Here is a 12432-nt window from a genome sequence, read left to right on the forward strand (position 1 = left end):
CATTTTACTTCGCAATACGTTTATATTTCATACGATGTGGCTGCAATGCTTCTGCACCAAAGGTTTTCTTTTTCCACTCTTCGTAGTCGGAGAAGTTGCCTTCGTAGAAGGTCACTTTACCTTCATCACCGTAATCTAAAATATGGGTGGCGATACGGTCTAAGAACCAACGGTCATGGGAGATCACCATCGCACAGCCCGGAAATTCCAAGATGGCATTTTCTAAAGCACGCAAAGTTTCAACGTCAAGGTCATTGGTCGGTTCGTCCAGTAAGAGTACATTACCGCCTGCTTGTAGTAATTTCGCTAAATGTAAACGCCCACGTTCACCGCCGGAGAGTTCGCCCACCCGTTTTTGTTGATCTACACCTTTGAAATTGAAGCGTCCCACATAGGCACGGCTTGGAATTTCAAAGTTACCAATCGTGAGAATATCTTGCCCGTTTGACACTTCTTCCCACACGGTTTTTTTATCATCCATCGCATCACGGAATTGATCTACGGAGGCGAGTACAACGGTTTCCCCCATTGTGATTGAGCCGCTATCAGGTTGCTCCTGCCCTGAGAGCATACGGAATAGGGTGGATTTACCCGCACCGTTTGCCCCGATAATCCCCACAATCGCCCCTTTCGGAATAGAGAAAGACAGGTTATCAATTAACGTGCGATCACCATAGGATTTGGTCAGGTTTTGCACCTCGATCACTTTATCACCTAAGCGTGGACCAGGTGGAATAAAGAGTTCGTTGGTTTCATTGCGTTTTTGATATTCGCCGGAATTGAGTTCTTCAAAACGAGCCATACGGGCCTTGCTTTTCGCTTGGCGACCTTTCGGATTTTGGCGAACCCATTCCAACTCTTTCTCAATGGATTTTTGACGGGCAGATTCTGCTGCTTGTTCTTGAGCAAGGCGTTTTTCTTTTTGTTCTAACCAAGAAGAATAGTTACCTTCCCAAGGAATTCCTTCACCACGGTCAAGCTCTAAAATCCAACCGGCAACATTATCCAAGAAGTAACGGTCGTGGGTAATCGCCACCACGGTGCCTTCGTAATCATGGAGGAAACGCTCTAACCACGCCACGGATTCTGCATCTAAGTGGTTGGTTGGTTCGTCTAAAAGTAGCATATCGGGCTTTTCTAACAATAAACGGCAAAGTGCTACACGACGACGTTCACCACCAGACAAATGTTCAATTTTTGCATCCCAATCCGGTAAACGTAAGGCATCGGCTGCTCGCTCAAGTTGATTGTCTAAATTATGTCCGTCCTGTGCCTGAATAATGGCTTCTAATTCCGCTTGCTCTGCCGCAAGTTTATCAAAATCCGCATCAGGATCGGCATAAAGTGCATAAACTTCATCAAGACGGGTCAAAGCATTTTTTACTTCGGATACCGCTTCTTCCACCGCTTCACGCACGGTTTGTTGTGGCTCAAGTTTCGGTTCTTGTGGCAGATAGCCGATTTTAATTCCCGGCTGTGGACGGGCTTCCCCTTCAATTTCTTTATCAATCCCCGCCATAATGCGAAGTAGGGTAGATTTCCCCGCTCCGTTTAAACCGAGAACCCCAATTTTCGCCCCTGGGAAAAAGCTCAGGGAAATATCTTTCAAAATATGCCGTTTCGGGGGAACAACTTTCCCGACACGGTGCATGGTATAGACAAATTGTGATGACATAATCGTCCTTTCTAACGAGTTAAAAAAGTGCGGTCATTTTACTTGATGTTGAGCAAATAAGCTAATGAGAAGGCAAAAAAAACCACCCGGATAGGGTGGTAGGAAAGTAGTTTAGCTATATTTATGATTATTTTATTTAGGAACTTTATGAATATCAAGCAATCACTTGACGGAGTGAATAGTACATAAAACCTCTTCAAAAATAAAATCCAATCTTATTGTTTATTGATATAGGTCAATAAATTTCGATGAATTCTTTGTTTTTGTTTATAAAACAAACGTTTTTTAGAATTTTTTTGTCTATGCTAGAATGAACGGTCTTTGTCGTTGAGGGCTAAACATGAAAAAATTATTACTCCTTTCTTTATTCTACACCGGGACGCTATTCGCTCATCCTCATGCATTTATTGAAATGCAAACTAAACCATTGGTTGAACAAAACCAATTGGTTGGGTTTTCCATGAAATGGACGCTGGATGAAGCGAGTTCTTCAGCGGTATTGTACGATATGAGACAGGCTAGGGGAGAAGCCGAGCAGCAAAAATTGGTAGATGAAGTGATGAATAATGTAGTGAATGAGCATTATTTCAGTTATTTCTTCGATAGAAATAACAATAAAATCAAATATAAAAAACAGGTGAAAAATTATGGCGTAAGCAAAGAAGGCGCAAAAGTTCAGTATTATTTTGATTTTTTGTTAGCGCAGCCTAAGCAATTAGAAAATAATGAATTTACACTAATGACCTATGATCGCACTTACTATGTTTCAATGTATTATCCTGAAGAAAAAAGTGCGGTCGATTTTTCCGGACTTCCGACAAATTGTAAGGGACATATTGAGGCCCCTAATATAGATGAAAAAATACGATCTTACGCCGCTTCTTTAGATAAAACACAAAAAGATGAAGATGATTCTTTAGGTGTAATGTTTGCCCAAAAAGTCAAAATTCAATGCGAGTAGATAATGAAAGCTATTTTTCCATTCAAATGGCTCATCGCCTTCCTTGTAGCACTACTTGGTATTTTTTGGTTTTTTCCTTGGCTTTTTGTAAAAACGGTTACCTGGCAACAGGCATTTAACCAACTGATTTCTGAAAACCTTCATGCTATTCAGCAACATTCTGTTTCATCAGGTATGCTATTAATTATGGTGAGTTTTCTATATGGAGTCTTGCACGCAGTCGGGCCGGGACACGGCAAGTTTATTATTGCAAGCTATTTATCCACACACGAAAGCGAACTGAAACAAAGTGTGAAATTAAGCTTACTTTCCTCGCTCATGCAGGGGATTGTGGCAATTACGGCAACCTCTATTGTTGTCGTGATTTTGAATCTTTCTTCTCGCTATTTCAAATTAAGCCAATTATGGTTAGAACGAAGTGCATTGATTTTATTAATAGGATTAGGCTGTTATTGGATTTATCAAGGAATGCGAAAGCCGGCGGTTTTTCGTATTAAATCTATTCAGCCGAATCATTTGCCGTTACAAAGTGCGGTCAAAATCAACCGCACTTTTAAAATGGATTGCCCTTGTGGGCATCAACATTTGCCAAATGTCGCCCAATTAAAGCGCTCCAATACTTGGAAAAGTCAATTTCTGGTGATTATGAGTATTGGTTTACGTCCTTGTACGGGCGCAATTTTTGTGCTTTTCCTTGCTTATATGATGGATCTTTTCATCTGGGGCATTTTTGCCACATTGGCAATGTCAATCGGCACAGGGCTTATGCTCTCTCTTTTTGCTGTGTTAGTGCGTTACGCTAAGCGTATGGCAATACAGTTGGGACGGTGGTATGGCGCGAAAACATTAAATCAATATAGTGGAAAAATAGTAAAAATTGTTGCGGGTTGCATTATGATTTTCTTTGCATTGACTTTACTTTATGGGACGACTCTTGAAGTAAGTGGCGGTGCAGTGCTGTTTGGAAGATAAAAAAATGAAACCCATCAAAACCGATGGGTTTAAAATCTTTTGGTTGCTAATTTAGAATTCGTAAAAGGAGACAAACAAATTCTAAACCAAAAGAGAAATTGGCTCCTCCTGCTGGACTTGAACCAGCGACATATGGATTAACAGTCCACCGTTCTACCGACTGAACTAAGGAGGAATAATTCTGTATCACAACGAATCGGCGCGCATTTTAATGATCAGGAAATCACTTGTCAACGGGTAAAATAAAAAAATTCAAAAAAATTTTGCCGTATTTTTCTATCCACAAAGACTGTGGATAACTTTGTGGATTAAAATAAAATAAGATCCTCTAATGCTGATAAATACTGGGATTGTACAAGGTGAAGTAAAAATTGGCTGTAAAATAACATTTCTTTATTTATCAATTAGTTAAGTAAAGTCCAGTAAAAAATCTAAAAAAAGTTCCTAATTTTGTGAGGTTTTTCTCTTGACATCTCTAACACTGTGTAAAACTTACCTTTTTCACTCTATTTGGAGTAAGGAATATGCTAGAATAGCGCCAATAAAAACTCATTCAATTTTAACCGCACTTTTATGGCAGAAAAAATTAACAGTAAACCTTTTATTCTTCATTCCGATTTCAACCCTTCCGGCGATCAGCCTCAAGCGATTGAAAAACTTGCCGAAAATTTAGAAGACGGACTAGCTCATCAAACCCTTCTGGGGGTAACGGGGTCGGGTAAAACTTTTACCATCGCCAATGTGATTGCAAAATTGAATCGCCCGGCCATGTTGCTTGCACCAAATAAAACCCTTGCTGCCCAACTTTATGCCGAAATGAAGGCTTTTTTCCCTGAAAATGCGGTGGAATATTTCGTTTCTTACTATGATTATTATCAACCCGAAGCCTATGTGCCAAGTAGCGATACTTTTATTGAAAAAGATGCTTCCATTAACGATCAAATTGAACAAATGCGGCTTTCTGCCACCAAATCCTTTTTGGAACGCCGTGATACGATTGTGGTGGCTTCGGTTTCTGCTATTTACGGTTTGGGCGATCCCGATAGCTATTTGAAAATGATGTTGCATCTGCAACAAGGGGCGATTATCGATCAACGCCAAATTTTGGCGAAATTGGCTGAATTGCAATACACCCGCAACGACCAGGCTTTCCAACGGGGAACATTCTGTGTACGGGGAGAAATTATTGATATTTTCCCTGCGGAATCTGATGACATTGCGATCCGTATTGAATTATTTGATGATGAAATTGAACGCCTGAGTTTATTTGATCCCCTCACGGGGCATCATTTGGGCACCGTACCTCGTTACACGGTCTATCCGAAAACTCACTATGTGACACCACGGGAACGTATTTTAGATGCCATTGAAAAAATCAAAGGGGAGCTGGTGCAACGCCGTGAATATTTCATCAAAGAAAATAAATTATTGGAAGAACAACGCATCAGCCAACGTACCCTATTCGACATTGAAATGATGAATGAACTGGGTTATTGCTCGGGCATCGAAAATTACTCACGCTATCTTTCCGGTCGAAATGAGGGGGAGCCGCCACCGACATTGTTTGACTATATGCCCTCTGATGCCATTTTGATTATTGATGAGTCCCATGTGACGGTTCCGCAAATCGGGGGAATGTATCGTGGTGACCGTTCTCGTAAAGAAACCTTGGTGGCGTACGGTTTCCGCTTGCCTTCTGCTTTAGATAATCGCCCGTTACGCTTTGAAGAATTTGAACGCCTTGCACCGCAAACCATTTATGTGTCCGCCACACCGGGGCCCTATGAATTAGAAAAATCCGGTGATGAAATTATCGATCAAGTGGTGCGTCCGACAGGATTGCTTGATCCGGAAATTGAAATCCGCCCTGTTGCCATTCAAGTGGATGATTTACTTTCCGAAGCACGCCAAAGAGCGGACAGAAATGAGCGTGTTTTAGTGACGACCCTCACTAAAAAAATGGCGGAAGATCTCACGGATTATCTGGACGAACACGGCATTCGGGTGCGTTATCTCCATTCGGATATCGATACCGTTGAACGGGTAGAAATCATCCGAGATTTACGCTTGGGTGAATTTGATGTGTTGGTTGGCATCAACTTATTGCGTGAAGGGCTGGATATTCCCGAAGTTTCTCTTGTGGCAATTTTAGATGCGGATAAAGAGGGTTTCTTGCGTTCCGAACGTTCGCTGATTCAAACCATTGGACGAGCCGCTCGTAATTTGAAAGGAAAAGCGATTTTATACGCCGACAGCATCACCAAATCTATGGAAAAAGCCATCACGGAAACCAACCGCCGCCGTGAAAAACAAATGAAATACAATGAAGAAAAAGGCATTGTTCCGCAAGCATTGAACAAAAAAGTGGGCGAATTGTTGGATATCGGTCAGGGTGTCACAAGTAAAGGGAAAGGTAAATCACGAAGCAAAACTGTGGCAGAACCGACCGCACTTTATAATGCCCCGAAAAATGCCAAAGAATACCAGCAACAAGTCAAAAAATTGGAACAACAAATGTACAAATTTGCTCAAGATCTGGAATTTGAAAAAGCCGCTGCTATTCGGGATCAACTCCACCAACTACGGGAACAATTTGTGATGGGAGAGTAGGGAAAAGTGCGGTTAAAATCTCCGATATTATGTAGCAAATGCACAAAAATAGAAATTTTAACAGAACGTAGGGACACACTGCGTGTGTCCGTTATAAAAATCAATTATTTCAATAGGTTAAAATTCGGACACACGCAGTGTGTCCCTACAAGATAACAAAAAAGCAACATTGTGCAACTGCTGCATAATACCGAAAATCTCAGTGATTTTTGACCGCACTTTCATTTTTTATTTTTCACTTATTAACATTTCTCTTTCTCTATTTAAGTATTAATATTCACTAATTTTTATTCCCTATCTTTCCCCATTTATTTTTATAAGATATTGATTTCAGCAGCATTGTACAATGCTCGTGCTTTATATTGCATATAAAGCAATATCCTTGATTAAAAAATAATAACGGGAGAATAAAAGTGTTAACCCCTATTTTCATCAATGGTCAGAAACTATATCAAGATAGCTTCGGCAATAAATATCAATATGACCTATCCAATCCGATAGATAAAATGAGTTATTCAACAGACTTAGATGCTCAACAAAGAGATCAGCTCTCGACAACGCCAACAAGAGACTCAAATGGAGGTGGGATTTATGAATAAACGTTTAAAAGCCGGCATATATGCCACCGTGTTGTCCTTAACAATGGGGGGGATCATTTCATCACAGGTTGTCGCTCAAGATAATCAAACAATTTCTTCTACTGTAAAAAATAAAAAAACTTCCTATGCTAAGATTACTCGTATATTAGAAAAAATGGGGGCTGAAGAAATAAAAACTGTGGATGAAATGGATATGGTGGTTGGTATAATTGATGGGATTATTGTTGGTGTTGAGAATATTTCTAATCTACCAGTACAATTTAGCTCTATGTCCACTACTTCAAAAAAAATATCATTAGATAAACTAAATAATTGGTTAGCTAGAACAGGTGCTTTTCCAAGAGTTAGTGTAACGGAAGATGGTATCATATTTGATTATGTCTTATTTAGCGAGGCTCAGCAGAATAAGAAACTTATTGATAGTGAGATAAGTATAGGGATCATCTATGTGCTAGGGGCAGCTAAAGAATTTGAAAAAATGAAATCTCAACTTGAAGAGTAAGATTAAAGCCGATAAGAGTTGGGTTTTATATTAACAGAAAACCTCTAGGTTTTTTCCTAGAGGTTTAGTTTAATAAAATCTCTCTCACTTAGAGAGTAGCACTGCACTAAAAAACTTATTCAATATTTTGACACTATTTATACTCCACCAAAATATCACTTTCAGTTACGCTATCACCATAAACCGGCAGTAAGGTTTTTTGGTAGGCTTGTTTGAGAACCCCTTCTTTTGAAAGTTTTTCAATTTCAGCGTTGAGCCAATTTAATAAATCCGGTGCATCTTTACGAACGGCTGGCGCAATCACATCTTGATCACCGAAGCTTTTCACTCCCACGGTATAGCCCGGATTTTGTTTTACCCAAGCGAATAAGAAGGTGTTGTCATTGGATAGGGCATCTCCTCTACCGTCTCGTAGTGCTTCAAAGGTTTCCGTGTTTTGTTCAAATTTCAATAATTTGATATTCGGATAATTCTTGGTGAAGAAAATATCCGCTGTGGTGCCTTTATCAACGATAAGTGTTTTGTCTTTTAATTGCTCAAGATCTGTAATCACTTCACCATTTTTTGAAACCACGCCAAGCGCCACTTTCATATAAGGATTGGCAAAATCCACGACCTCTTTTCGCGCTGTGGTGACGGTGAAATTGGCGAGGATAATATCCACTTTTTTGGAAAGTAAATATTCCGCGCGATTGGCGGCATCCACCAATACAAATTCCGCTTTATTTTCATCACCTAAGAGATCTTTGGTGATGGCTTTGCCGATTTCCACATCGAAACCTTGACTTTTGCCTTGGGCATCAACATAGCCGAAAGGCGGTTTGTCGCTGAATACGCCAATTCGGATTTTTCCGGCTTGTTTCAACTGCTCAATGGTTGAGGCTGTTTGTGAAATCTCTTTGCTTGGCGTATTGTCACCGCAAGCGGTAAGCCCTAAGGCAAGAGTTGCAGTGGCAAAAAGTGCGGTTAAATTTTTAAATGTTTTCTTCATAGTTTGTTCCTCTCGGTTCATAGTTTAAGATATTTAAAAATGTTTTCGCCCGATCCGTGGTGGGATGGGTGAAAAAATCTTCCGGTTTGGCTTGTTCGATAATTTGCCCTTTATCCATAAAAACAATGCGATTTGCCACTTGGCGGGCGAAGCCCATTTCGTGGGTCACGATCAACATCGTCATGCCTTCTTTGGCAAGCCCTAAAATGACATCCAGTACCTCGCGTACCATTTCGGGATCAAGCGCAGCAGTGACTTCGTCAAACAACATAATCTCAGGATTCATACAAAGTGCGCGCACAATGGCGATCCGCTGTTTTTGTCCGCCGGAAAGTTCACGAGGGTAGGCGTTTTTCCGATCAAATAATCCCACTCGTTTTAATAATTCGTCTGCTTGTTTCTCGGCTTCTGCTCGATCACGTTTTTGAACCTTTAAAGGTCCGAGTAAAATATTGTCTATCACCGATAGATGGGCAAATAATTCATAGCTTTGAAATACCATGCCGATTCGTTGACGTGCATTGACCCAACTGATGTCTTTACCCAGCTCACCGGCATTTTGGAGTAATAATTGACCGCTCTTTATGGGCTCTAAGCCGTTTAATGTGCGGAGTAATGTGCTTTTTCCACAACCGGACGGGCCTAAAATCACCACCACTTCGCCTTTTTCTATGGAGAGATTAATGCCTTTTAATGCTTCAACCTCACCATAGTTTTTAACAAGATTTTTTATTTCTAATAATGCCATAGGTATTCCTTAGCTTTCCCAACGGGTTTCTAAATAACGGGAAAATAATGAGAGCGGATAACAAATCATAAAATAGAGCAATAAAATGACCCCATAGATCCAAAGTGCCGCCGATTGACTGCTAAAAAGTGAATGTTCAATAATTTGCTGACCGACTTTAATCACTTCTATTACACCGATTAACATCGCAAGGGAGCTGGTTTTCACCATACGAGTGAAAAGATTAATAGCACTTGGGGTAACACGTTTTAAACTTTGCGGTAGCAAAATATAAATAAAGGTTTGAAAAGGCGTTAAACCTAAAGCGTAAGCGGATTCAACCTGATGTTTTTCGATAGAAGTTAATGCGCCACGTACGAGATCGCCCATCTCTGCGGTGCCCCAAAAAATAAACACCCAAATGCAGACAGTGATGGCGTCTAAATGTATGCCAAACCATTTTGCCAAGCCAAAATAAGTGATAAACAGGATAACGAGCAAAGGGATGATGCGGACAAATTCTAAATAAACCTGGCAAATCCCTTTAATTACAGTATTTTTGCTTGTCATTACCACGCCTAAAATGACCCCAAAAAGACAGGCAAAAAAGACGGAAACGAAGGCAATTTCAGCCGTTACCCAGAGACCGCTTAGCAGTCTGGTGAGATTATTGCCTTGGAATAATAATTCAAACCCCATATTTTGCTCTCCGTGTGCGCTGTTCTACATAGCGAATAAAAATTGAAATAGGTAGCAAAATGACTAAATAAAACACGACTAATAAAAATAAGGCTTCGTTGGTTTTATAATCCATTCCGATAATTTCTTTTGCCATAAACATGAGTTCTGCCACCGCAACGGCGCTAATAACAGAGGTTTCTTTCATTAAAAACAGACAGTTCGCCCCAATCGCCGGTATGGAAATTGCCAATGCTTGTGGAAAAATCACGTAACGAAAGGCTTGAAGTGGCGTTAAACCAATGCTGAGAGCGGATTCAATTTGCCCTTTGGACACCGCTTCTAAGCCGCCACGAATTGCTTCTGCCATATAGCTTCCGCCCAAAAAAGCTAAGCCGATTACGCCACATGTAAAACCGTCTAATTTGATGCCGACTTTTGAAAGCCCGAAATAAAGGAAAAAAACTTGGATTAATAATGGCGTATTGCGTGAAAGCTCAATATAACTTTTTACTAACCAATTCAATGACTTCACCTGATAAGTATTGATGACGGCGCAAATCGTACCAATAATAAACGAGAATAAGATTCCCCAAAAGGAGAGGGCAAGCGTCATCAATGTTGCATCAACAAAACGCGGTAATACGCTGATAATATAATCCCAATTCATTTCTTCTTTCTTCACGTAATCGTTTTCGTTGCCATATAATAGAAAAGAATTTTCTCATCGGGAAAGAATCGAAATGAATTAATTATAATGATATGGAATAAATGAACGCTTGATACTGAGTTGTTATTTACCTCAAATTAGGTAAAGTAAGAAAATTGTCATAATCCCCCTTTACAAAGTGTGGTTAATTTTGGCATTATTTTCCACAGTCGCAAAAACGATTTCCGAGCTTGAAAACTCAACATACAAGACTTTGGCGAGCACGGGTATAATCATCTAAGAATCATATTTTTCTGTTCCTAGTATATGCATACCTAGAACATAACGAACGTAAAATTACGCTGGTTAAACTTCCTCAGTGGTATAGAGTGTACTTGAGAAAAATCTCTCTTTTTGTCGTGTTCTAAAGTTTGTAAGTTTTTTAGCCCGTTACACGTTACCGCATAAAGCCTAGAAGCTTTAGCGGGGTCTTCAATAATCTAACTTTGGAGCTAGTAGCGATGATCTATCGATTCTGTGGCATTTCACTCCAAAATTCCGGCGAACCTTATAGACATTTACATATTGAAACGGATAATGTCACTCAAGTGCAGGATACACTGGCACGGAATTATCAACTCATCCCAATCGGGCAAGTCAATTCAAAATATCACTCTATTACCTCTATTTCTAACCGTACGGAGGTGGTTTATGCATAAAATCCCAACCCATTGCGCTTTATCAATGACAAATACAGGCAAAGTTCATACCGCAATTCGAAAAGCTAAAGCCATTTTGACACTTATTCAAAACGATGGCGTAAGTAATGACGAATTAGGAGGTTTTTTTAGTAGTGAAAAAGTAATTAGGGACGCCTTAAGGATCGTGCATGATCTTCTTGAACAAGCTGAACAATCATCAAAAGTTGATTTTTATTTTAGAAAAGAGGGGAAAATACTGGCGGATGTCTCGATGAAAGAAGATTTATCTGCAAAGTTAAGTGATGGAAATTCCAAAAGATAGCCTTAAAATAATCGAGGGGAATATATAGCGCAGTAAAAAACGATGGTCAAAAGTGCGGTTGATTTTGCAGAATTGAAAGCCGTGAATACACTGGATAAAACAAAGCCCCGCGTTAAGTTCCGCAGGGCTATGAAAGGGGTATATGGTGCACTAGCTGGACTCGAATTAATATGTAATTCTTTGAAATTAAAAGAATAAAAATTAATTAAAAAAATCTTGTTACTAAACTTGTTACTATAAATTCAGTTCACAGTGCATTTTGATAACTTTGGTTATTCTATCACAGTTTCTTTAATAGTTTATTTTTTATAAAAGGTATTCACCTATTCACTTTTAACTATTTTTAAGAAAAATTCCTTTATTTATTATATACTTATATTAGTGAATACCTTTCTTTTAAGTATTCACTAGGTATTCACTTCTATTCACTAATATAAATTTCCAAGAATTTATAAAAATCCTTTTCTTTTTATTTTTTTTGATTAAAAAACAATCAATCAAAATTTTCTTACTTATCGTATCTTTTCGTAGCTAATCTATTGAAATTTAAGCTATTTACTTTAGTTTTCAGGTGTTTATATTGTCCTATGGGCTTTTTATAAGCCGTCTTAATTAAGGCTATCCAAAAGGAAAAATTATGATTATTCACGATCAGATTAGAACTGAAATTATCAGTGTTTTAACTCCCTTGTTGAAAAATAAAATCAGCCGTTTCTTTAACGGTCGATTGGTCGCATTAAATGCGGCGGAACAATGCCCGGCATTATCTATTTACTTAGAAGATATTGGTGCGCAAGAAGTATCAATGTGTGATGGGGAATTTGATGCACTCTTGAATATTGCTATTTACCTCAAACCGAATAGCGGGGAAGGTGAATTAGATGATATTGCCGAATCAATCCGCCTTGCTATCCGTAATGGTGAATTTAACTTTTTAAATGATATTTCTTTAAAAGGTTACCGTTATGACTATGACGAAGAGCAAGCAAGCTGGATTAGTGCAACGGTTCAATTTGCCGTCTCTTATGATGATTAAGGATTAGAA

Annotated in this window: 12 protein-coding genes and 1 tRNA gene; 7 read left to right on the forward strand and 6 right to left on the reverse strand. The window is 39.2% G+C overall.

The window, feature by feature from the left end; translation table 11 throughout:
* Positions 1–4: 4 nt before the first annotated feature.
* The gene (gene ettA / locus BKG94_RS07230; protein ID WP_077435690.1) at positions 5–1675 is read right to left on the reverse strand and encodes an energy-dependent translational throttle protein EttA; all 1671 of its coding nucleotides are present in this window, start codon (positions 1673–1675) and stop codon (positions 5–7) included.
* A gap of 340 nt (positions 1676–2015) precedes the next feature.
* Between ettA and zevA the strand changes: the two genes are divergently transcribed.
* Both zevA and zevB read left to right on the forward strand, forming a co-directional pair.
* The gene (gene zevA, locus BKG94_RS07235) at positions 2016–2636 is read left to right on the forward strand and encodes a zinc transporter binding subunit ZevA (protein WP_077435692.1); all 621 of its coding nucleotides are present in this window, start codon (positions 2016–2018) and stop codon (positions 2634–2636) included.
* Positions 2637–2639: 3 nt separating this feature from the next.
* On the forward strand, positions 2640–3608 hold the full coding sequence (gene zevB, locus BKG94_RS07240; protein ID WP_077435694.1) for a zinc transporter permease subunit ZevB: 969 nt from the start codon (positions 2640–2642) through the stop codon (positions 3606–3608).
* Between the two features lie 99 nt (positions 3609–3707).
* On the opposite strand, the gene BKG94_RS07245 is transcribed toward zevB, so the two are convergent.
* Positions 3708–3783, reverse strand: a tRNA-Asn gene (locus BKG94_RS07245).
* 398 nt (positions 3784–4181) lie between these two features.
* On the opposite strand from BKG94_RS07245, the gene uvrB reads away from it, so the two are divergent.
* Both uvrB and BKG94_RS07260 read left to right on the forward strand, forming a co-directional pair.
* Positions 4182–6218, forward strand: a complete 2037-nt coding sequence (gene uvrB, locus BKG94_RS07250; protein WP_077435696.1) for an excinuclease ABC subunit UvrB — start codon at positions 4182–4184, stop codon at positions 6216–6218.
* Between the two features lie 591 nt (positions 6219–6809).
* The gene (locus tag BKG94_RS07260; protein ID WP_077435700.1) at positions 6810–7319 is read left to right on the forward strand and encodes a hypothetical protein; all 510 of its coding nucleotides are present in this window, start codon (positions 6810–6812) and stop codon (positions 7317–7319) included.
* A gap of 133 nt (positions 7320–7452) precedes the next feature.
* Here BKG94_RS07260 and BKG94_RS07265 read toward each other — a convergent pair whose 3' ends face one another.
* The 4 genes from BKG94_RS07265 to BKG94_RS07280 are packed head-to-tail and all read right to left on the reverse strand — an operon-like array spanning position 7453 to position 10385.
* Positions 7453–8310 (reverse strand): cysteine ABC transporter substrate-binding protein, encoded by an 858-nt coding sequence (locus BKG94_RS07265; protein ID WP_077435702.1) that lies wholly within the window; start codon positions 8308–8310, stop codon positions 7453–7455.
* Positions 8294–9058 (reverse strand): amino acid ABC transporter ATP-binding protein, encoded by a 765-nt coding sequence (locus tag BKG94_RS07270; protein WP_077435704.1) that lies wholly within the window; start codon positions 9056–9058, stop codon positions 8294–8296. Before BKG94_RS07270 ends, BKG94_RS07265 begins: the two co-directional genes overlap by 17 nt.
* A 9-nt stretch (positions 9059–9067) precedes the next feature.
* Positions 9068–9736, reverse strand: a complete 669-nt coding sequence (locus tag BKG94_RS07275) for an amino acid ABC transporter permease (RefSeq protein WP_077435706.1) — start codon at positions 9734–9736, stop codon at positions 9068–9070.
* Positions 9726–10385, reverse strand: coding sequence for an amino acid ABC transporter permease (locus BKG94_RS07280; RefSeq protein ID WP_077435708.1), 660 nt, complete (start codon positions 10383–10385; stop codon positions 9726–9728). The genes BKG94_RS07275 and BKG94_RS07280 overlap by 11 nt, the downstream gene beginning before the upstream one ends.
* A gap of 500 nt (positions 10386–10885) precedes the next feature.
* On the opposite strand from BKG94_RS07280, the gene BKG94_RS07285 reads away from it, so the two are divergent.
* From BKG94_RS07285 to gpU, 3 genes are all read left to right on the forward strand, one after another.
* On the forward strand, positions 10886–11083 hold the full coding sequence (locus tag BKG94_RS07285; RefSeq protein ID WP_077435710.1) for a hypothetical protein: 198 nt from the start codon (positions 10886–10888) through the stop codon (positions 11081–11083).
* Positions 11076–11387 (forward strand): hypothetical protein, encoded by a 312-nt coding sequence (locus tag BKG94_RS07290; protein WP_208604263.1) that lies wholly within the window; start codon positions 11076–11078, stop codon positions 11385–11387. The genes BKG94_RS07285 and BKG94_RS07290 overlap by 8 nt, the downstream gene beginning before the upstream one ends.
* A gap of 637 nt (positions 11388–12024) precedes the next feature.
* Entirely contained in the window at positions 12025–12423 is a 399-nt protein-coding gene (gene gpU, locus BKG94_RS07295; protein ID WP_077435712.1) for a phage tail terminator protein, read from the forward strand.
* Positions 12424–12432 lie beyond the last annotated feature (9 nt).

Source organism: Rodentibacter ratti (genome assembly GCF_002000485.1).
Lineage (GTDB): Bacteria > Pseudomonadota > Gammaproteobacteria > Enterobacterales > Pasteurellaceae > Rodentibacter > Rodentibacter ratti.

What these genes read in the sequence shown, in the direction of transcription:
- BKG94_RS07275 (WP_077435706.1), bottom strand. Translation starts at nt 9,736, where the DNA reads ATGGGGTTTGAATTATTATTCCAAGGCAATAATCTCACCAGACTGCTA.
- BKG94_RS07270 (WP_077435704.1), bottom strand. Translation starts at nt 9,058, where the DNA reads ATGGCATTATTAGAAATAAAAAATCTTGTTAAAAACTATGGTGAGGTT.
- zevB (WP_077435694.1), top strand. Translation starts at nt 2,640, where the DNA reads ATGAAAGCTATTTTTCCATTCAAATGGCTCATCGCCTTCCTTGTAGCA.
- uvrB (WP_077435696.1), top strand. Translation starts at nt 4,182, where the DNA reads ATGGCAGAAAAAATTAACAGTAAACCTTTTATTCTTCATTCCGATTTC.
- BKG94_RS07260 (WP_077435700.1), top strand. Translation starts at nt 6,810, where the DNA reads ATGAATAAACGTTTAAAAGCCGGCATATATGCCACCGTGTTGTCCTTA.
- BKG94_RS07290 (WP_208604263.1), top strand. Translation starts at nt 11,076, where the DNA reads ATGCATAAAATCCCAACCCATTGCGCTTTATCAATGACAAATACAGGC.
- BKG94_RS07265 (WP_077435702.1), bottom strand. Translation starts at nt 8,310, where the DNA reads ATGAAGAAAACATTTAAAAATTTAACCGCACTTTTTGCCACTGCAACT.
- ettA (WP_077435690.1), bottom strand. Translation starts at nt 1,675, where the DNA reads ATGTCATCACAATTTGTCTATACCATGCACCGTGTCGGGAAAGTTGTT.
- zevA (WP_077435692.1), top strand. Translation starts at nt 2,016, where the DNA reads ATGAAAAAATTATTACTCCTTTCTTTATTCTACACCGGGACGCTATTC.
- gpU (WP_077435712.1), top strand. Translation starts at nt 12,025, where the DNA reads ATGATTATTCACGATCAGATTAGAACTGAAATTATCAGTGTTTTAACT.
- BKG94_RS07280 (WP_077435708.1), bottom strand. Translation starts at nt 10,385, where the DNA reads ATGAATTGGGATTATATTATCAGCGTATTACCGCGTTTTGTTGATGCA.
- BKG94_RS07285 (WP_077435710.1), top strand. Translation starts at nt 10,886, where the DNA reads ATGATCTATCGATTCTGTGGCATTTCACTCCAAAATTCCGGCGAACCT.